Genomic DNA, 22,031 nt, shown 5'->3' with positions numbered 1-22,031 from the left:
AGATTAAGTTGAAATTAACAACTTAACGAGGAAAGTAGATATGAAATACGCTATCAAGGCACTTGTAATAATTTCTATATTTGTGTTTTGCCACTATGTAATGAGGCAGTTTTGGGGAGAAGGTTGGTCTAGCTGGTTGTCTGAACTTGATAATCTAACTGGCATTTTATTTACCCCCGCTAAATATACTTTTTTATATGGACCGTTAGTTATTGCGGCTATTATTTTGTTTAAACAAAGTGAGCCTTTTGAATCTATAGGGCTTAATTCTTCTGGTTTTATTAACTATGCACTCGCAGCAATTATTTGTTGTGCTCCTATGGCAATAGGTTATGGATTTTTGAGTGATGAACTTAACCTATCAATACCAGCAATAATCACCGGCTCAGTTTATGCGGGTTTTTTTGAAGAGCTAATTTTTAGGGCTGCATTGTTTGGTGTTTTATTTAAATATTGTAGATGGGGCTTTGTGCCTGCGGCATTAATTAGTTCAGTAATATTTGGCCTGGGTCATATTTATCAAGGTAATGATGCGATTTCTGCATTAATGGCGGTTGCGATCACTACTGTAGCAGGTACATGGTTTGCGTGGCTATATTGTGAATGTGGTTATCGTATTTGGTTTCCTATGTGGATGCATATTTTTATGAATGCAGCTTACGGAATATTTGGTATGTCGGGCGGCGCAGCAGGTGATCTACAAGGTAACTTATTTAAAGCAACAGCCATTGTGTTAAGTATTGTGTATGTTGAGATGCTAATTCGACGAGGAAAGCAGCGCGAAGTTACATTATCAAAATTATTTCAATGCACTAAAAGTGGCCTTTATACGCAACAAGCTTACTTAAATTGATTGGGAAACGACCATGCTAGAACTATTTATTGTAATAATTATATTTAGCTCACCCTTTTTGATTCTTACTATTACTAAACGTTATTTCACCTATAAAACTACAATAATGGCAGCGCAAGTAAAATTTAAAGGACTGAATAATAATAAGATAACAAAATTAGAGGAACAAACAGCGATGTTGAACAAAAGATTGGCAGTGCTAGAGGAAATAGTAACATCTCGCCACTTTGAGTTATCAAATAAAATAGCTCAGTTATAAGCACTTTGATAAGTATAACCCAAACGTATGAGTCTATTAATTTATTAATAGGCTCATACTGCAATAAGGTTTATTTTTAATCATAAATTACGACCATAGTCTCTATTTCTAAGCTTTAGATCTTGGTGCATGCTTAATACATTAAAATTTATACTCTGTATTAAGGATTATTAGATGAAACATCAACTCGCAAAAAGCGTCGCGCTTTCATTATTGTCCCCGGTAATTATTGGCAGCTTGTTAGGATTGTATTATGCACTAACGCTACAGGGTGATTTCTTATCCGTATTTTTTCAACTGTTGATGACTGCTATCTCAAATGCACATATTGTAGGCTTAACGATGGCGGCCTTTGTTGTACCAGGGTACTTACTAATGTTTAAGTATTCTAAAGTTAATTATTCAGGTGTATTAACGCTTGGTTTGTTAGGTGGCGCTATATTTAGTTACTTATTAAGTGCCTCTACTGGCGAGATATTTTTGATTAATAGTGTTATGTCAGCATTTGCGGCCGGACTGTTTTTATTTGGTCTTCGCAAATCGGTAAAAAAATAATCGCAGCATTATTGACCAAGCACGCTGATAAACGGTGCGATTTCCTTTTTTTTACCTTCAAAAGGTTCCAATTTTTCACGACAAAGAGTACCTTTAGCTACTGTCTGTTTAATAAGAAGTAGTTTGGTATGCAAAAGCACGATTTTTACCAGTCATTAGTTAAGCAAACTGAATCGCTGATAGCTGGTGAATCTAATGTAATTGCCAATTTGGCAAATATAAGCGCGCTGTTATTTACCTCTTTAGAAGATGTAAATTGGGCGGGTTTTTACTTTATGGATTCTCCTACTGAATTAGTACTTGGTCCGTTTCAAGGTAACCCTGCATGTATTCGTATCCCAGTAGGGAAAGGGGTATGTGGAACTGCTGCAGCAACCGCAGAAACACAATTAATTGAAGATGTTCACGCTTTTGATGGGCATATAGCCTGTGATGCAGCGTCTAACTCTGAATTAGTTGTACCTATCATGAAACATGGTAAAGTATTTGCCGTACTCGATATCGATAGTCCAAGTATTGGCCGATTTGATACTGATGACAAAGCCGGTCTTGAAGCATTAGTAAAATGCTTAGAGGCGAGCCTGTAATGAAAGATTTGCTAAATGTTCAAGACTACCTATTTGCTGTACAAGATGTTGGCGACTGGGAAGGCGAAGAAGAACATGTAGCGGAAACGCTCAATGATTTGATTCACATAGCTTGGGATCGTCTTCCAGACGATGCAGAGTGTGAGTTTATTGATGAAACAATTAATGGTATTTGGGAACACCTTCGAGGTGATATGGCTGTAATTGAAGCTGACTTTGAAGAGCTGGTCGACTGGGTAATACACTACGTCGATTCGTCCCTTGATGAAAGATGTGAAAAATAGGTTCTAAAATGGAAACCACAAACAAGCTAAAAGATATTAATGAAGTGTTGGAATTTTTATATCAAGAATTCCCTCAATGTTTTAAACAAAAAGACGGTATCAAACCGCTTAAAGTCGGTATTTTTAAAGATATTGCTGAGCGTATTGAAGGGTCTGAAAAAGTAAGTAAGACTCAAGTACGTCAAGCGCTTAGAAAATACACGTCTAACTGGCGTTATTTAGAAGCTGTGACTAAGTCAGAGTTTCGTATTGATCTTGATGGTAATCAAGCTGAAAAAGTTGAGCAAGAGCATATCGACCATGCACAAAAAGCATTGGAAGAAAGCCGCGCTAAAATGGCAAAACGCAAAAAACAACAGCGTCCTCGCCAAGATTCTGATTCAAAATCTTTCAAGAAAAAACCAGCTCATGCTAGCAAAACAGGTGACAAAAATGCTTCACCTGCAAATAAATCTGCTAAAGCAGCACCGGTTAAGCGTTCAGGAAAAATTGAACCTTTACCAGCAACTGAGGTCAAGGTTAATAACAAGGTTAAGGTTAAACTTGGCCAAGCACTTGTAAATGCAGTAATCACTGAAGTAAACAAAGACGACGTTCATGTTGAATTAGTGACAGGTATGCAAGTTAAAACCAAAGCTGACAGCTTATACATCATTTAAGTTGTAAATAAATTAAGGAGTTGTGTATGAGTAAAAAGTTTACGCTCATTCCGTTAGTTGCTGCCCTGTTTTCAGGTTCATTATTTGCTGCTGTAGAAGCCGTTACGATAGATGATTTGCCTTTACTTAAGCAAGAAAGTCAACATGGTACTGCCAGCAAGCGAGTGGCTAGCTTATTTGCTCGTTCACACTATATACCGGTTCGATTTAACGATGAGCTTTCTAGTAAAGTTTACGATCGTTATATCGAATCCCTTGATTTTAATAAAAGCGTTTTTTTAGCAAGTGATATAGCTTCTTTTGAACAATATCGTGATGACTTTGATAACGCTTTAACTACCGGTAAATTAGGCTTTACGTTTGATATTTTTAATCTAAGCCTTAAACGCCGCTTTGAACGTTACGAGTATTCACTTACTTTGCTTGAAAAAGAAATGACGTTTGATAAAGAAGATGAATACTTTTTTGACCGCGAAGATGCAGCATGGCCAACATCGCAAACTGAACTTGACGAAATTTGGCGAGAACGTGTTAAGTACGATGCTTTACGTTTAAAAATGACCGGTAAAGATTGGGAAGGCATTAAAGAAGTGCTGACCAAACGTTACAAAAATGCAGAAAAGCGTTTAGTACAATCAAACCCTGAAGATGCATTTCAATTAGTATTGAATTCTTTGGCACGTAGTATTGAGGCACATACGTCTTACTTATCACCACGTCGTGCTGAACAGTTTAAAATGGACATGGACCTAGAACTTGAAGGTATAGGTGCTGTATTAAGTCCAGATGAAGATTATACGGTTATCCGCAGTTTAGTACCGGGTGGCCCAGCAGATAAGACAGATCAGATAAAAGCTGACGATCGCATTATTGGTGTTGCTCAAGATGACGAAGAATTCGTTGATGTTATTGGCTGGCGTTTAGATGATGTAGTCGACTTAATAAAAGGTCCTAAAGGGACCAAAGTACGTTTACAGTATTTAAAAGGCGCTGATGCACATGGCACGCCTAAAGTTGTTGAAATCACGCGTGATAAAATTCGCTTAGAAGACAGAGCAGCTAAGTCAGAAGTATTTGAAGCTAAATATTCTGATTTAACAAGCAAAGTTGGAGTAATCGAAATTCCTGGTTTTTACAATAATCTTTCAAAAGATGTAAAAGTAGAACTTGCGAAGCTTAAAGAACAGAAAGTTGATGGGATTATTATTGATCTGCGTCAAAATGGCGGTGGTTCTTTATATGAAGCAACACAGCTCTCGGGATTGTTTTTTGATCAAGGTCCTGTTGTTCAGATTCATACTTTAAATAACCGAATTGAAGAGCAGAGAGACCGTGATGGTATTACTTATTACGATGGTCCGCTTACTGTACTAGTAGACAGATACAGCGCCTCGGCATCTGAAATATTTGCTGCTGCAATGCAAGACTACGGTCGTGCTGTTATTATTGGCGAGCAAACATTTGGTAAAGGTACTGTACAACAGCATAAAGGGTTAGGTCGCCCATACGATTTATACGACAACGAGCTTGGTAGTGTGCAATATACTATTGCTAAGTTTTACCGCATAAATGGTGGTAGTACACAGCACAAAGGCGTTATTCCAGATATTTCATTTCCATCAGCAATTGATCCTGCTGAGTGGGGCGAAAGCAAACAAGATAATGCTTTGCCATGGGATAGTATCGTTAAAGCTAAGTACAATAAATTGCATAACTTAACGCCAGTTATTACGTATCTTGAAAAACATCATGAAGAGCGTATTAAATCGGAACCAGAGTTTGGTTATGTATTTGACGACATTGCTTTGTACAATGAAGAGAAAGATCGTAAAACAATATCTTTAGTTGAAGCAAAACGTATTAAAGAAAAAGATGAAGGTGAAGCACGTGCACTTGTACGTACAAACGAACGTCTTAAGCGTTTAGGTAAAGATCCGGTTGAAAACCTAGATGACCTACCAGAAGTAATTGAAGAGCTTGACCCGTTTTTAGAAGAAGCGGCATTAATTACTCAGGATTACATTAAATATGGTCGTATAGCTAAAAAATAACTATTGGTTTTACCTCTATAAAAAAGGCGCTTTAGCGCCTTTTTTACTACCTATAATTTACTAAATTGCTATAATTACCGATTACATAAAGTTGGGTTGATATTGCATTACCCAATTCATGCGCTAAATGTGCTAAAAATAATAATTAAACACACATTAAGTGTGTGTAGGAGTCTCTACTTTGAAGCCATTGGAAGATAAACCAATCAAGCCCGCCTCGTTTTTTGACGCACTCATTCCTATCTCTGTTTTAATATGCTTGTTAGGTGCAGCCGTATATTTATTTGGTGATAGTTCATCATCAGGTCCGAATCAAATTGCACTTTTATTTGCTACTTTTGCAGCCGCATTAATTGGTCTTAAAAATGGCTATACGTGGAAAAAACTAGAACAAGCTATGATTGAAGGTATTACCTTATCGCTTGGTGCTATTTTAATTTTATTAATGGTAGGTGCTTTGATAGGCACTTGGTTGCTATCAGGGACTGTTCCTACCTTAATATACTATGGCTTACAGGTTATAAACCCAAGTTGGTTTTATGCAGCAAGTTGCTTAATTTGTGGCATTGTAGCAATGAGTATTGGAAGTTCTTGGACAACCGCAGCAACTATTGGTGTTGCGTTACTTGGTGTTGCTACTGGTCTTGGGCTTGAGCAAACAGTTACAGCAGGCGCTGTAATTTCGGGCGCCTATTTTGGTGATAAGCTAAGTCCGCTATCGGAAACAACTAATCTAGCACCTGCTGTTGTTGGTGCTGATTTATTTGAGCATATTCAACATATGCTATGGACAACAGTTCCCAGCTTTGTAATAGCGCTTATTATATTTATATTTATGGGTTTTAACGCCACAGCGTCAAGCGAGGCAGGGCGCATTGATGAAATTACAGCTATTTTACAACAAAACTTTAATATTGGTTTTGAAATGTTAATACCGTTAATTGTACTTTTAGTTTTAGCGATTAGAAAAATGCCTGCTTTCCCAGCTATTTCTATTGGCGCTGTAGTTGGTGCTATTTGGGCTATGTTATTTCAATCAGATTTAATTAGCAGCCAAATTGATGTATCTAAAGGTCAATTAGTCGGTTATTTTAAGTTGGTTTGGACTACCTTTTTTGATGGTTTTAGCATAAGTACCGGTGATGCTAAAATGGATTCATTACTCAGTGGCGGTGGTATGTCAGGTATGTTAACAACAACATGGTTGATAATGACCGCACTTATGTTTGGTGCCATTATGGAAAAAACGGGTCTTTTAGATATTTTTGTTAAAAGTATTCTTAAAATAGCTAAAAGTACGGGTTCACTAATAGCAGCAACGATTGCGACTTGTATTGGTACTAACGTTATAGCAGCAGATCAGTACATTGCAATTGTAGTACCTGGGCGTATGTTTAAAGATGAATACGAAAAACGGGGGTTAAAGCCTGTAAATTTATCTCGTACATTAGAAGATGGTGGCACTATTACAAGCCCACTGATTCCGTGGAACACTTGTGGTGCTTACATGCAAAGCGTTCTATTAATAAACCCTTTTGATTATGCACTTTACGCTTTCTTTAACTTAATCAACCCTGTTTTAGCGGTTATTTATGCCTACTTAGGTATTAAAATTTTACGTATTAAGCCAAAACAATCTGCCTAATTTAATTAGCTCCTTTGTTCAAAGGAGCTTTTTTTGGAGTATATATGACTGAATCAAGCAAACCTCAAACGCAATATTTAAAAGACTACAAAGCTCCGGATTTTTTAATTGACCACACAGAACTTACTTTTGATTTACAGCCTTTAACGACTAAAGTAAGTGCGCTGTTAACGCTAAATCGTAGTGGTGCTAAAAATGCACCATTAGTGCTAGATGGAATTAATTTACGCCTAATTTCTTTATCGATTGATACAGTTGATGTTACTGATTATGAAATAGTGGGCGAGCAACTTATTATAAATAACCTGCCAGATAGCTGCCAACTCAATATAGTGACAGAGATATCACCAGAAACGAATACATCACTAGAAGGGCTTTATTTATCGGGTGGTGCTTATAGCACGCAATGTGAAGCGCAGGGTTTTAGAAAAATTACGTATTACATGGATCGTCCTGATGTTTTATCTACATTTGACGTAACTATTATTGCCGATACTAAATACCCACATTTACTTTCAAATGGTAATAAAGTCGATAGTGGTGAAACAAAAGATGGTCGTCATTTTGCAAAATGGCAAGACCCGTTTAAAAAGCCAAGTTATTTATTTGCATTGGTTGCTGGCGATTTTGATGTTTTAAAAGATAATTACATTACTAAAAGTGGTAGAGATATTGAATTAGCGCTGTTTGTTGATAAAGGAAATTTGTCGAAAACTCCTCACGCAATCGCATCGCTCAAAAAAGCAATGCAGTGGGATGAAGAACGCTTTAATTTAGAGTATGACCTTGATATATATATGATTGTAGCCGTTGATTTTTTCAATATGGGCGCAATGGAAAATAAAGGTTTAAATATTTTTAATAGTAAATGTGTTTTAGCAAACCAAGAAACTGCAACGGATAAAGACTACCATACGATTGAATCGATAGTAGGGCATGAGTATTTTCACAACTGGACTGGCAACCGAGTTACCTGTAGAGACTGGTTTCAATTATCGCTAAAAGAAGGTTTAACGGTATTTAGAGATCAGGAGTTTAGTAGTGACTTAGGTTCACGGGCTTTAAACAGAATTGATGCAGTAAAAGTAATGCGTACTCACCAGTTTAGTGAAGATGCAGGACCTATGTCGCATCCTATTCGCCCTGAAAAAGTTATTGAAATGAATAACTTTTATACGGTTACCGTGTATGACAAAGGTGCTGAAGTGATTCGCATGATGCATACATTACTAGGTGAAACTAACTTTCAAAAAGGTATGACACTTTATTTTGAGCGACACGATGGTCAAGCAGTTACTTGCGATGACTTTGTGAGTGCAATGAGTGACGCATCGGGCGTAAGCCTTGAGCAATTTAAACGCTGGTATAGTCAATCGGGCACACCTCGTTTAAATGCGATACAACATTATGACGCAAATATTAATACATACAGTTTGACAATAGAGCAAACTGCGCCGACTAATCAGGTAGATAATAAGCCATTGCATATTCCTTTTGCTATTGAATTATTGGATTCGAATGGTAAAAGCATTGAATTACAATATAAAGGCGAAAAAGTTGACTATGTACTTGATGTAACTAAAGATACTCAAATATTTAAGTTCGATAATATTACAGAACAACCGGTTGCTGTATTGCTTGAAGATTTCTCGGCGCCTTGTATTTTGAATCAACATACTAGTGAGCAAGATTTACTGCATATAATGCGTTTTGCTCGTAGTGATTTTTCACGCTGGGATGCTCAACAACAATTATTTATAAATGCAGTTAAAGATAATGTAATTAAAGCGAGTAGTAACCTATTAAGTGATGAGATTATTGAGTCGCTACGCGCCTTAGTAAGCTCAAAACAAGGTGATTTAGCATTAATTGCAGAACTACTAAAACTACCAAGTTTTGATACATTAGCGGCTGAATTTGACGTAATTCCAGTTGATGACATTATTGCCGTAACAAATGCGTTTGAAAAACAAATTGCCGAAGCTCTAACTGCTGAATTTATAACATGTTTTGAATCACTAATAGATGACGGAAGTGTAAGTGCAAGTGCGGTGGCTATTCGTTCATTAAAGCAGTTGTGTTTACATTATCTGGCTCAAACAGATAGTCCTCATGCATCAGACTTTATTAGGTATTCTGCTGGTTCATCTAATATGACCAATGTATTAGGTGCATTGAGCGCTGCAGTTAAAGCATCGCACCCAATTTGTAACGAGTTACTAAATCATTTTGATAGCCAGTGGCGTCATGATGTATTGGTTATGGATAAGTGGTTTGCTCTGCAAGCTATGCAAACCGCAGATGATGCTATTGCAAATATAAAAGCGTTATACGAGCACCCATGTTTTGATTTTTCAAATCCTAACCGCGTTCGCGCATTAGTGGGTAGTTTTAGCCATTTTAATACACAGCACTTTCATCGTGCTGATGGTGAGGGCTATGCGCTTTTAGGTGATTTATTAATAAAACTTAACGCAATAAATCCACAAAATGCATCTCGCATGCTTACTCCGTTTATGTCGTGGAAACGTTATGATGGTGAGCGTGCACAAGCGATGAAACAGCAGCTATTACGTTTGGCCAATTTAGACGGCCTTAGCGATGATCTGTTTGAAAAAGTAGAGAAAGCGCTTGCCTAGATGACTGAGTATTATTTTAGTTTAAAACTGAGCTATAGCGACTGCATGGATTACTACCATGGTCGTTTTAGCTCATTGCAAGTAGTTGAAGATGGCGGGAAAACCATTCGTTTTTCTGCTCATCATTTAAGACCTTATATTTCGAGCCTAGGAATACGAGGTCGTTTTAGAATGTTATTAACCCCCGAAAACAAATTTATTCGCATTGAACGAGTGGCTTAACACTTTATTTTTATGTTATATAATTATAAAAATATTATCTTTTTGTTAATTTCAATTTGTCCTATTGTTAAATAACGTGTATAAATTGTCTGGTACGACGTCTTACCAATACGTAAACGTCAGCCATTTAAAAAATTTATAACTGATTGGATGCGACTAATTTGTAATTTATCTAATTCGCTTCTATCGTTACGATTACACTAAAAACAATAACTTGATCACACAAAATGACCCGCGACAGGGGGGAACCACAATGATAAGAAGATCGCTTTTTGTTCGAAATAAAATTGTTTTAGGTCTAGCAGCCGCTAGCTTAGGGCTATCTGCAGCCAACACACACGCTGTAACATTTGAGGCCGGAGGGTTTGATATTACCTTCGATTCAACTTTTTCATATGGACAGAGTACTCGAGTAGAAGACAGGGACTTTAACTTAATAGGTAAAAGTAACAATCCTGCTTTTGATTGGACAGGCTATCATCCTGCATCAAATACAATTTATTCATCACAAGATGTATGGGCTCAACCAGGTTCATACTCAAATAATGGTGATGCAGGTAATTTAAATTTTGATAGCGGTGATTCATTTTCTAAATTATTAAAGGGTACGCACGACTTATCAATCAATAAAGATAACTATGGTCTGTTTACTCGTTTTATGTATTTTTACGACTTTGCACTTATGGATGGTTATCATGCCTATTCCAACCCAACGTCTGGTGAAGGTGTAGACCCATGTGACGATAGAGCGACAAAAGCGCAAAGCTGTGCAGATATTCGTTTACTTGATGCATTTGTATGGGCTGATTTCGATCTAAATGATGGTAATAACCCTCTTTCTGTTCGAATTGGTCAACAAGTAGTTAACTGGGGAGAAAGTACACTTATCTCGCATGGTATTAACGTAAACCCAGTTGATATAGACCGTTTAAAAGCACCAGGTGCTGAGCTTAAAGAAGCGTTTATTCCGGTTGGAATGTTGTGGGCTTCATTAGGTATTACTGAAAACATTACCCTTGAGGGTTTTTATCAGTACCAATGGCAAGAAACACGCTTGCCAGCTGCAGGCACTTATTTTTCTACTAATGATTTTGCTGCTGAAAATGGCTATCAACAAAATGTTCAACTGGGTTTTACTTCTAATCCCGATATAGATTTAGCATTTTTAACAAATAGCTTAAATAACTTAACCACTGATTTTGCTCAAGCCGCTGCAGCTCAAGGTATTGATCCTTCAAGTGCAGAGGGCAGTGCATTACTAGCTCAAATGTATCTTGCGCATCCAACTAAGGTTGCGCTAAAAGGTAAAGGCGATGATGGTAAATCAGAACCAGATGACGGTGGTCAATACGGCTTACGCCTAGGTGTGTTTTTACCTGATTTTAATGATACTGAGGTTGCATTATATCATGTGAATTATCATAGTCGTCGTCCACTTATTTCTGGTCGTGTATCTAACTTTACTTCAGAAGCAATTGCTCAAGATTTATCGATATTGCTAAGTGGTACTGAAATTACTAGCAATAATATTTCTGAGCTTCAAGCCTTTTCTAAAGCAACCAACGAATACCCAGAAGATATTAAGCTTTATGGTTTAAGTTTTAATACGTCATTGGGCGAAACTGCATTTGCAGGTGAGTTTACTTTTCGCGAAGATGAACCACTGCAAATTGATGACGTTGAGTTACTTTATACAGCAATGCCTGAGCAGTTAGCTGTTGCTGGTATTCGCCCTGATTTTGCTGGTATTTCACAGATGAGTTTTGGCGATGCTATAAGCTCTGTAGGTCCGGGTGAAATTGCACAAGGTTATATTGAACGCAACACATCACAGTTACAATTTACTGCGACTCATTTATTTGGTCCTTCATTGGGAGCTGATAGCTGGGCTGTGGTAGGTGAAGTAGGTGGAGTACGTATTCACAGTATGCCTACTTATGATGAGATGCGTTTAAATGTATCGGGTACAGGTAGAAGCGGAACAATTACCGGTCCAGGTACTACTGATTACTCAACATTACAACTTGGTTTATCTAATGGTGCAGAAGAGAAGTCATTCGCGACAGCTTCATCATGGGGTTATCGTCTAATTGCTAAAGGTGATTACTTTAATCTTTATAATGGCATTAACTTTTCACCACGTTTTGTTTTTTCTCATGACGTAAATGGTAATACGCCAGATCCTATGTTCTTATTTATTGAAGACCGTAAGTCATTAGGCGCAACCATGAACTTTAATTACCAAAATGCGTGGTCACTTGATGTGAGCTACAACTCGTTTTGGGGTGGCGGTGATATAAATACTTTCTCAGACCGCGACTACGTTTCTTTTAATCTAAAATATTCTATTTAGGGGTAACATTACTATGATTAATAAACCTACCCTCATTGCTACAGCTTTTTGTAGTTTGTTTGCAAGCAGCGCAGCTTTAGCAAAATTGAGCGCTGAAGAAGTTGCTCACTTAGGTAAAGACTTAACACCACTTGGCGCAGAAAAAGCAGCTAATGCAGATGGATCTATTCCTGCTTGGAATAATGGTATTACAACTGCACCTGCTGGCTATGAGCCTGGAATGCACCACCTAGACCCATTTACTGCCGATAAAGTGCTTTTTACTATTGATAAAAGTAATATTGATAAGTACAAGGCAAACTTAAGCCCAGGGCAAATTGCATTATTTGAAGCGTACCCAGATACATTTAAAATGCCAGTATACGAAACTCGCCGTTCTGCTTCTTTTCCTCAATTTGTTTATGATGCTACGAAACAGTTTGCAGCAACAGCTGAACTAGTTGAAGGCGGAAACGGAATTAAAAATACAGCAATTGGTATTCCATTTCCTATTCCTAAAACAGGGTTAGAGGCAATTTGGAATCACTTGCTACGTTATCGTGGGCAGTCTATTGAGCGTTTTGGTGGTCAAGCAGCACCAACGGCATCAGGTACTTATAACTATGTAGGTTTTGATGAGCAGTTACTGGTTAAATATTCAGACCCTAGCGCTACTCCAGCAGAGCTGCAAGATTCAAATATTTTGTTTAAGTTTAAACAAAGCGTTACAGAACCAGCTCGTTTAGCGGGTACTGCATTATTAGTTCATGAAACAATGGATCAAATATTAACGCCGCGCCAAGCATGGACTTATAACTCGGGGCAACGCCGCGTTCGACGTGCACCTAATGTTGCATATGATGCACCAGGTACCGCAGCAGATAGCTTACGTACTACTGACGATTTTGACATGTTTAATGGCTCGCCTAATCGCTATAACTGGACACTAAAGGGTAAGCAAGAGTTATATATACCTTACAACAGCTATAAACTTCATAGTGATAAGCTAGAGTACGATGATATTTTAATGCCTGGGCATATAAATCCAGAACATACACGTTACGAAAAACACCGTGTTTGGGTTGTAGAAGCAAACTTAAAAGATGATACACGCCATATTTATAAAAAACGTGTTTTTTATATTGATGAAGATAGCTGGCAAGTACAGGTTACAGATATCTATGATAACCGTGATCAACTTTATCGCGTAGCAATGGCCTATGGTCTTAACTATTACGAAGTGCCTACCCAGTGGAGCACATTAGAAGTTTATCATGATTTAAATTCTCGCCGTTATTTAGCAATTGGTTTAGATAACCAAGAAAAAATGTACGATTTTTCACAATCGTTTAACGATAACGAGTTTACATCAAGCGCATTGCGTCGCGCTGGTAGATAGTTATAAAGTAGGTATCTAGCTAATATGTTAGATGCCTTTCTCCTTTCTCATCGCGTTTGTCTTTTTCACGCGCTGGACCTTCCCGAGTAATAAAGACAAACAATCCTTCAGTTCAAGGCGATTAAAATTTATGAAGTATTTGGTATATGCCAGCCTGATTATAAGCGGTGCGAGTGTTGCACAAGATGCTCCTAAAAATGCAATTAACGTAACCCACGCAGACAAAACCCTATTAACAGATATAACAAAAGCGGGTAGCAACATTATTGCTGTTGGTAAGCATGGCACAGTAATTAAAAGCAGTGATGGTGCAAGTTGGCAACAAGCTCAATTGGTACCAACACAAGTATTATTGACTGCGGTAGATTTTAGCAATGAAAATAATGGCTGGGCATGCGGGCACGATGCAACCATTATTAACACTACTGATGGTGGTGTTAATTGGCAATTACAACAAGCGTTACCAGAGTTAGATAAACCATGCCTAGATATTCTTTTTGAAGATGACTTAAATGGTTTTATGGTAGGTGCTTATGGGATGTTTTACCAAACCTCTGATGGCGGTAAGCATTGGCAAAAACGTTTTTTAGACTCTTTACTCTTTAGTGAAGACCAAGACTACTTGAACGATTTAAAAGAGAATGACCCACAAGGATATGAAGCTGAAACAGCCTCCATTTTGCCTCATTTTAACCGCATAGAGAATACAAATGATGGGCTTATACTCGTAGGCGAAATGGGTTTAATGGCTCGAAGTAGTGACAATGGTATTACTTGGCAAAGAATTGAAGAAATATACCCAGGTTCATTTTTTGGTTTTAATTCTGATGATACACAAGAGGTTGTTGCAGGCTTACGTGGCAATGTGTTTACCAAGCAACGCAATGAGCAAGATTGGCAGCATTTAGAAAATGTTAAAACAGCAACCGTTAACAGCATCATTAATTATAATAACGAACAATGGTTAATGCTGGCAAACAGTGGTGTTATTTTTCATTTAAAAGATGGATTGCTTACCCATGAGCAACTGGCTGATGGTAAAGCGATTCTTGATGGTGTGATTATGGATAATAAATTAATCATGGCAACAGAAGATGGCATTAAAGTGAAGGAGTTGACCCCTTAATGCATAAAATTTTAGATTTAATAGAAAAAGCGATTTTTAGACATCGTTTAATTATGCTTATAAGTTTTGCACTTATAACGTGTTTACTGGTATTTAAAGCGACGCAAATTCAACTTGATGCTTCGTTCAATAAAAATATTCCACTAAATCACGAGTACATGAAAGTATACACCAAGCATGAAAAGCAATTTGGTGGCGCAAACAGCATCTTGATCTCGGTGTGCGACGACAGTGGTAATATATTTAACCCTGAATTTTTTACACAGTTAAAAGCCGTTCACGATCAGCTTTATTTTATTCCAGGGGTTAACCGTCCTTTAGTAAATTCGATATTTTCACCAAGCGCCCGTTTTGTTGAAGTTGTTGAAGATGGTTTTGCCGGTGGTCCTATTATCCCTGCAAACTTTAAAGCAGATACGCATGGTTTAGGGGTTGTTAAAGAGAACATAGAAAAAGCCAAAGTAGTAGGGCGAATGATTGCCAGTGACTACTCGTGTGCAATGGTAACAGCACAGCTTTTAGAAACTGATCCGCAAACACAACAAAAACTAGATACGCTATCTTTTGCACAAAAACTAGAAAGTGAATTAAGAGAGCCTTTAAGTACTGATAAAGTAAGTATTCATATTATTGGTTTTGCAAAAATGGCTGGCGATATAGCAGAAGGTGCAAAAGGCGTTGTTGTATTTTTTGCCATTGCTATTGCCTTTACTTTTATTATGGTTTGGTTATTTTGCGGTAGTTTAAAACTGACTATTTTACCTATAGCGTGTTCTATTATTGCCGTTGTTTGGCAATTAGGATTGCTTTCTAGTTTAGGTTTTGGTCTTGATCCTATGTCTATTTTGGTGCCGTTTTTGGTGTTTGCTATTGGTGTAAGCCATGGTGTGCAGATGATCAATGCGATTGGTAAAAAAGTAGGGGAAGGGAAAAGTACGCGTATTTGTTGTCAATCGAGCTTTAGAGCTTTATTAATACCAGGCGGTATTGCACTGCTTTCAGACACGGTCGGCTTTTTAACATTACTAACTATTGATATTGGCATAATCCGTGAACTTGCCATAACAGCAAGTTTAGGTGTAGCGGTTATTATTTTCACCAATTTAATATTGTTGCCTGTTTGGGCATCTTACATGCGCTTTGAAAACAGTGTACATATTCAGTCTGGTGATGCAGAAAAGCCAAACATGCTTGATAAAATAAGAGACTTACTTGTCAAGGCAACCGATCCTAAAGTTGCTAAAATGATTATAGGCTTCACCTTAGTATTATTTGCATTAGGTTATTGGCAAGCAGACAAAATGCGTATTGGTGATTTACATGCAGGGGCGCCTTCGCTTCATCAAGATGCACGTTATAATCAAGATACATTTTTAATATCTGACAAATACACTATTTCATCTGATATTTTAAAAGTGATTGTTGAGGCTTATCCTGCAGCGTGTACTGAACACGATGTAATGGAACATATTAGCCGTTTTCAATACAAAGTAGAAAATGTAGTGGGAGTGCAATCGGCGGTTAGTTTAAGCTCTGTAGCACAGTCGGTAAATGCGGGTTATAACGAAGGTAATCTTAAATGGCAAAGTTTACCGCGTAATTCAGCCAGCTTAGTACAATCAACTGCTCGAGTAGAAACCAGTACTGGTTTACTCAATGGTGATTGTTCTGTAATGCCAGTGATTATCTTTTTAGATGACCACAAAGCACAAACTATTGACCGTGTTATTGAAAGTGTTAAGCAGTTTGCCCTAGAAGAAGGGACAGATAAAATTGCCTTTAAGTTAGCTTCTGGTCCGGTTGGTGTAATGGCTGCTACTAACGAGTCGGTTTCTGATGCACAAATACCAATGATGCTTTACGTTTATGGCGCCGTTATTATTTTATGCTTAATGAGTTTTAGAAGTGTAAAAGCAACAATTGCGGTTGTATTACCACTTTATGTTGTATCAACGTTGGCACAAGCGCTTATGGTGCAATTAGAAATAGGCCTAACGGTTTCTACTTTGCCTGTTATTGCACTTGGTGTAGGTATTGGTGTTGATTATGGTATTTATATACTGTCATCGATGATGAGTCAGCTTAAGCAAAATGTGCCACTTTCCGTTGCGTATCGAAATGCGTTAGTTGAACGCGGTAGTGCGGTATTATTTACAGGTATTACATTAGCTATTGGTGTAAGCACGTGGATTTTCTCTGATTTGAAATTTCAAGTTGATATGGGAATACTATTAACGTTCATGTTTTTAGTAAATATGCTTGGTGCAGTGTTGTTATTACCGGCAATTGGTAGCTTACTCTGGACTGACCAGAAAAAATAATGTGAATAATCTTGCTCCTAAATGACCAGTAATGGTCATTTATATCTATGTTTTGTGAATAGATGACCAAATAGCTGAAATGCTTAAAATGTTTTCATCGAAAAGGCTGTTTATTAGCTGCAAAAGGGTTAGAATTTAGCTGACTCCACGCTAATAAATGGCTGTACAAATTTCTGCTCCTGAGCAGCAATAGATTAAGGAACATACAATGACACGTAAAGAAGGCCAAGCCTCGGTTATCCTAGATAATGTCTGCAAGCTGATCCAAAAAAAAGTTCACGCTGATAATGTTTTGCTCGTTGAAAAATTCGCCAAAGCCTTGTACAGCAATATGTCTAAAGAGGATTTGGCAAACCGCAACGATAGTGACTTATATGGTGCTGCACTCAGTCTTTGGAATGCACTAGAAAAAAACACATCTGACAGCGCTGTTATACGCGTTTTCAATCCTGAAGTGGCAAAGGATGGCTGGCAGTCATCACATACAATTGTAGAAATCATAGCTAAAGACATGCCGTTTTTAGTTGATTCAGTGCGTATGGCCATGACTCGCGAAAATATTGCCTCTCACTTATTACTTCATAGCCCACTTAAAATACAGCGTGATAAAAACGCTAAAATTTCGGGTTTATCAAATTTAAAAGCAGAACAAGAATCAACATCTACTAAAGCTGTCTTTTTTATTGAAATTGACCGTCAAACAGATTTATCTGTGATTGAGTCTTTCAAAAAAGAATTAGAGTCGGTACTTGTTGATGTATCTGTTGCTGTAGAAGATTGGCAACCAATCCGTAAAAAGCTAATCGCTGTTAGTAAAGATTTGCCAAAACGCCATCATAATAAAAACACCGGTGAAATATCTGAAGCCGCAGAGTTTTTAAATTGGCTTGTTAAAGATAACTTTACACTAATGGGTTATCGCGAATATGAGTTAAGCCCTGTACAAGGTGATTATGAATTAAAAGGCAAAATGGATACTAGCCTTGGTTTAATGAAAAACTCTACCGAAGAGCACTCACGATTATTATCTGAATTGCCAGAAGTGGCACGTCAAGAGGCACGCAGTAGTAATTTAGTTATTTTAACGAAGACTAACTCACTCTCTCGTGTACATCGCCCAGCTTATATTGATTACGTTGGCATTAAACGTTTTGATGATAAAGGAAACGTGATTGGAGAAGACCGCTTTATTGGTTTGTTTTCATCTAACTTTTACAATAATAGTGCTTCAGATGTGCCTGTACTTAAAAGTAAAATTAATCGCATTATGGAAATGTGTGATTTTGCTAAAGGTACACATGCATACAAAGCAGTACTTAATATTTTAGAAACATACCCACGTGACGAGCTAGTGCAAGCACGCGAAAGCGAATTACTTGAAGTTGCAACGGGTGTTTTACAAGTACAAGAGCGCGATATGTGCCGCTTATTTGTACGTAAAGATGCGTATGGTCGCTTTTTCTCTTGTATGGTTTATGTACCGCGTGAGCGATACAACACGGCACTTCGTCGTGAAACACAAGACATTTTAGGTGACGCATTTAATTCTGACGATAAAGTCGAATTTACTACTTATTTTTCTGAGTCAACATTAGCGCGTACTCATTACACCGTTCGTGTGACCGACAACAATATCGAATATAACGTGAAAGATATCGAGAATAATTTAATTGAAGCTGCCCGTACTTGGGAAGATAAATTACAATCAGCCTTACTAGAATCAGCAGGCGAAGCACGTGGTAACGAATTAAATCGTAAATACTGCAACGCATTTGCACGCTCATACAAAGATGAGGTTTTACCAAGTGCTGCTGTAGTAGATATTGAAAAACTAGAAATGCTTAACGATGAAAATAAGCTAGAGATGCTTTTCTATCGTCCGCAAGAAGAAGCAAATAGCAATATTGTTCGTTTAAGTTTATTCCATAAAGATGAGCCAATTCACTTATCTGATGTTATGCCTATGCTTGAAAACTTTGGCTTACGCGTAGTGGGTGAAACACCGTACTCAGTTAAAACAAGTGACGGTCGTATTAATTGGATTATGGATTTCTCAATGCTAATTGATAGCAAAGGGATGGCTGATTTTGATAAGGTTTCAGCTCGTTTTCGCTCAGCGCTTACGAATGTTTGGGGCAATCGCTTAGAAAACGACGGATTTAACCGTTTAGTACTTATGGGCGGCTTAACGGGTCGTGAAGCCTCTATTTTACGTGCTTACGCTAAATATATGCGTCAAATTGGCGTTACTTTCTCACAAATGTATATTGAAAGTACATTCGCTAATTATCCAAATATTGCAGCGCAAATAGTTAACTTATTCGCTAAAAAGTTCTCAATTAAAGCGCCTGCTAGTGCAAAAACACTTGAAAAGCTTATTACTCAGGTTTACTTAGAGCTTGAAAATGTAGCTAACCTTGATGATGACCGTATTATACGTTTATACGTAGATATGATTGTTGCAACACTTCGTACTAACTACTACCAAAAAGATGCAGAAGGTCAGTTTAAGTCTTATGTGTCATTTAAAATTCAACCAAGCTTAATTCCTGATGTGCCATTACCGCTACCAGCATTTGAGATTTTTGTTTATTCACCTCGTGTAGAAGGTGTGCATTTGCGTTACGGTAAAGTGGCGCGTGGTGGTTTACGTTGGTCTGATCGTCGTGAAGATTTCCGTACAGAAGTACTTGGTTTAGTTAAAGCACAGCAAGTTAAGAATACAGTAATTGTACCAGTTGGCTCAAAAGGTGGTTTTGTATGTAAACAACTACCAAGTGAACGCGAAGCGTTTATCAAAGAAGGTCAAGAATGTTATAAAATATTTATTCGTGGCTTATTAGATATTACAGATAACATTGAACGCGGCGAAGTAGTGCCAGCTAAAGATGTTGTTCGTCATGATGAAGATGATGCATATTTAGTAGTAGCAGCGGATAAAGGCACGGCTACTTTCTCTGATATCGCCAATGGCATAGCAAATGAATATAACTTCTGGCTAGGTGATGCTTTTGCATCGGGTGGTTCAGTTGGTTATGACCATAAAAAAATGGGTATTACAGCTAAAGGTGCGTGGGAGTCTGTAAAACGTCATTTCCGTGAAATGGACATAGATTGTCAAACGACTGACTTTACAGTGGTAGCTATAGGCGATATGGCAGGCGATGTATTTGGTAATGGTATGTTGTTATCTAAACATATTCGTTTACAAGTTGCATTTAACCATATGCACATTTTTGTTGACCCGAACCCTGATGCAGCTACGTCTTACCCAGAACGTGAGCGTTTATTTAATATGCCACGCTCATCTTGGGAAGATTACAATAAAGACCTTATTTCTGCAGGTGGTGGTGTTTTCTCTCGTGCGGCTAAATCAATTACATTAAGCCCTGAAATGAAAAAAATGCTTGGCACTAAAAAAGCAAGCATGACGCCAAGCGAACTAATGAAAGCATCTCTAATGATGGACTTCGATTTACTGTGGAATGGCGGTATCGGAACATACATTAAAAACTCTAAAGAAACCGATGCAGATGTAGGGGATCGTGCAAACGATGCGCTTCGCATAAATGGTAAAGATTTAGGTGCTAAAATTATAGGTGAGGGCGGTAACTTAGGTGCTACTCAACTTGGTCGTATTGAATTTGCTGCTAAAGGCGGTCGTGTTAATACTGACTTTATTGATAATGTGGGTGGCGTTGCCTGTTCAGATAACGAAGTTAACATTAAGATTTTACTTAATGGCTTGGTTGCTGAAGGTGACTTAACACGTAAACAACGTGATGAACTGCTTTACTCAATGACGGATGAAGTATCTGAGTTAGTATTAAAAGATTGTTATCGTCAAACGCATACTATTTCAATTACACAATCTAAAGGCACTTCTACTCTTAAAGAAAAAGTACGCTTTATTCATGCGCTTGAAAAAGAAGGCAAGTTAAATCGTGCAATTGAATTTATTCCAAGTGATGAAGAGTTAGCCGAGCGTGCTGCAGCAGGTAAAGATTTAACTCGACCAGAGCTTTCTGTACTTGTTTCGTACGCTAAAATGGTATTAAAAGAATCGTTAGTAAGTGATGAAATTACAGAAAATCCTTATTATCGTCAGTTATTAGTTAAGTCATTCCCACGTCCACTACGTGAGAAGTTTAATGACGCGATGAATAATCATCCACTTCGTAAAGAAATTATCGCAACTAAATTAGCGAATAGCATAGTTAACGATATGGGCTTAAATTTCATGGTACGTATGCATGAAGAAACAGGCGCTAACGAAGCTGAAATTGCGACGTGTTATTCTATTGCGAGTGAAATTTTTGAAATGCGCGATACATGGTCATCTATCAGCGCACTTGATAATAAAATACCAGCAGCTGTTCAAACCGAAATGCTTTATCAGCTTCGTCGTACAGTTCGCCGTGCTACACGTTGGTTTTTACGTCATCGCAATAAATCACAAACAATTGAGCAAGGAATTGAATTTTTTGCACCAACGTTTAAAGACTTAAGCGATAACTTAAATACATATATGATTGAAAAAGAAAATGATCGTATTGTAGTTGAGGCCAATAAGTTAGTAGAAAGTGGTGTGCCAGCAGATATTGCTAAGCGTATTGTTTCGTTATCGAGCTTGTTCTCAGTAATGGATTTAGCTGAAGTTGCAAATAGCTCAACGCGAAGTATTTCGATGGTATCGAATACTTACTTTAAGTTAGGCGCTAGAATGGGATTACATTGGTTCTTAGAGCAAATAACTAAGCAGCCGGTAGCAAATCATTGGCAAGCATTAGCTCGTTCTTCTTATCGTGAAGAGTTAGATTGGCAACAACGTACACTCGCTGAAGTTGTATTAAATAGCTTTGAAGGTGATGATACTGATGTTGATAGCCAAATTGATCAATGGATGGATAGCCAAGAATTGCTATTACAACGTTGGAAACAAATGTTGGCTGAGTTCAAAACATCACAAAGCCATGACTTTGCTAAGTTCTCAGTAGCATTACGTGAACTTATGTTGTTAAGTCATAACTGTGATACCCCAGTTAAATAATTTAACGTATGTATTATTATTTCTATCGTAAATAATAAGTTAATCGTTA

At 37.6% G+C, this 22,031-nt stretch carries 15 protein-coding genes; all 15 read left to right on the top strand.

Annotated features, from left to right (window positions below; translation table 11 throughout):
• The first annotated feature begins 40 nt into the window (after positions 1-40).
• The 15 genes from GQR56_RS03340 to GQR56_RS03270 all read left to right on the top strand — a co-directional run bounded on the left by GQR56_RS03340 (position 41) and on the right by GQR56_RS03270 (position 21,982).
• Positions 41-853, top strand: coding sequence for a CPBP family intramembrane glutamic endopeptidase (locus GQR56_RS03340; protein ID WP_101216247.1), 813 nt, complete (start codon positions 41-43; stop codon positions 851-853).
• Positions 854-866: 13 nt separating this feature from the next.
• On the top strand, positions 867-1,112 hold the full coding sequence (locus GQR56_RS03335) for a hypothetical protein (RefSeq protein WP_024609851.1): 246 nt from the start codon (positions 867-869) through the stop codon (positions 1,110-1,112).
• Between the two features lie 174 nt (positions 1,113-1,286).
• The gene (locus GQR56_RS03330; protein WP_007586920.1) at positions 1,287-1,667 is read left to right on the top strand and encodes a hypothetical protein; all 381 of its coding nucleotides are present in this window, start codon (positions 1,287-1,289) and stop codon (positions 1,665-1,667) included.
• Positions 1,668-1,795: 128 nt separating this feature from the next.
• Positions 1,796-2,254, top strand: coding sequence for a GAF domain-containing protein (locus GQR56_RS03325; protein ID WP_024609849.1), 459 nt, complete (start codon positions 1,796-1,798; stop codon positions 2,252-2,254).
• The gene (locus GQR56_RS03320) at positions 2,254-2,538 is read left to right on the top strand and encodes a hypothetical protein (RefSeq protein WP_024609848.1); all 285 of its coding nucleotides are present in this window, start codon (positions 2,254-2,256) and stop codon (positions 2,536-2,538) included. Before GQR56_RS03325 ends, GQR56_RS03320 begins: the two co-directional genes overlap by 1 nt.
• Positions 2,539-2,546: 8 nt before the next feature.
• Positions 2,547-3,197: an RNA chaperone ProQ gene (gene proQ / locus GQR56_RS03315; protein ID WP_024609847.1), complete on the top strand. Its 651-nt coding sequence runs from the start codon at positions 2,547-2,549 to the stop codon at positions 3,195-3,197.
• Positions 3,198-3,223: 26 nt separating this feature from the next.
• A complete protein-coding gene (prc, locus tag GQR56_RS03310; protein ID WP_166109145.1) occupies positions 3,224-5,248 on the top strand; it encodes a carboxy terminal-processing peptidase in 2,025 nt (674 codons plus the stop codon).
• A gap of 181 nt (positions 5,249-5,429) precedes the next feature.
• On the top strand, positions 5,430-6,893 hold the full coding sequence (nhaC, locus tag GQR56_RS03305) for a Na+/H+ antiporter NhaC (protein ID WP_197111612.1): 1,464 nt from the start codon (positions 5,430-5,432) through the stop codon (positions 6,891-6,893).
• 44 nt (positions 6,894-6,937) lie between these two features.
• Positions 6,938-9,532 carry an aminopeptidase N gene (gene pepN / locus GQR56_RS03300; protein WP_166109143.1) on the top strand — a complete coding sequence of 865 codons (2,595 nt, stop codon included), beginning with the start codon at positions 6,938-6,940 and terminating at the stop codon, positions 9,530-9,532.
• Positions 9,533-9,754 carry a DUF2835 family protein gene (locus GQR56_RS03295; RefSeq protein WP_033024233.1) on the top strand — a complete coding sequence of 74 codons (222 nt, stop codon included), beginning with the start codon at positions 9,533-9,535 and terminating at the stop codon, positions 9,752-9,754.
• Positions 9,755-10,007: 253 nt separating this feature from the next.
• Positions 10,008-12,107, top strand: coding sequence for a DUF1302 domain-containing protein (locus tag GQR56_RS03290; protein WP_166109142.1), 2,100 nt, complete (start codon positions 10,008-10,010; stop codon positions 12,105-12,107).
• A 13-nt stretch (positions 12,108-12,120) separates the two neighbouring features.
• On the top strand, positions 12,121-13,485 hold the full coding sequence (locus GQR56_RS03285; protein ID WP_166109141.1) for a DUF1329 domain-containing protein: 1,365 nt from the start codon (positions 12,121-12,123) through the stop codon (positions 13,483-13,485).
• A 130-nt stretch (positions 13,486-13,615) separates the two neighbouring features.
• Positions 13,616-14,611: a YCF48-related protein gene (locus tag GQR56_RS03280; RefSeq protein ID WP_166109140.1), complete on the top strand. Its 996-nt coding sequence runs from the start codon at positions 13,616-13,618 to the stop codon at positions 14,609-14,611.
• Entirely contained in the window at positions 14,611-16,932 is a 2,322-nt protein-coding gene (locus GQR56_RS03275) for an MMPL family transporter (protein WP_166109139.1), read from the top strand. Before GQR56_RS03280 ends, GQR56_RS03275 begins: the two co-directional genes overlap by 1 nt.
• Before the next feature lie 208 nt (positions 16,933-17,140).
• Entirely contained in the window at positions 17,141-21,982 is a 4,842-nt protein-coding gene (locus GQR56_RS03270; RefSeq protein ID WP_024609840.1) for an NAD-glutamate dehydrogenase, read from the top strand.
• Positions 21,983-22,031: the final 49 nt, after the last annotated feature.

It is taken from the genome of Pseudoalteromonas sp. Z9A5 (genome assembly GCF_011378875.1).
In the GTDB taxonomy this organism is placed as follows: Bacteria; Pseudomonadota; Gammaproteobacteria; order Enterobacterales; family Alteromonadaceae; genus Pseudoalteromonas.
This window is presented reverse-complemented; position numbering and strand designations above follow the sequence as displayed.